We start from the raw sequence: 263 nt of genomic DNA, 5'->3' as shown, positions 1-263 counted from the left end.
AGGTTCTCCACGAACGTGTCGGGGTCGGGCGCGGCGGCCCACAGTCCTTCGAAGACGCAGTCGTCCACGAAGAGTCCGCGCAGTTCGTCCCACTGCTTCAGGTCGACGTAGTGAAAATAGCGTGCCTTCAGGTCGCGGAGCTCCTCTGCCACGGTGGGGGTGACCGCACGTACTCGGGGCATCGAGAAACCATCCTCGCTCTTCACGGCGCCTGGGTACTTCCTCTACTGCTCGTCGATCTCGAAGTCGACCGAGGCGATCTG

1 protein-coding gene is annotated in these 263 nt (G+C 62.7%); it reads right to left on the bottom strand.

The genetic code is table 11. The annotated features are described in order from the left end of the window. Positions 1 to 206 (bottom strand): nuclear transport factor 2 family protein (locus ACZ3HG_RS24015; RefSeq protein WP_465334920.1); only part of this gene is annotated, 206 nt, incomplete at its 3' end. Positions 207 to 263: the final 57 nt, after the last annotated feature.

This window comes from Erwinia sp. PME.40.26/001, from assembly GCF_055556675.1.
Note: the sequence above shows the minus strand (reverse complement) of the source record. Positions and strands in the feature narration are given on the sequence as shown.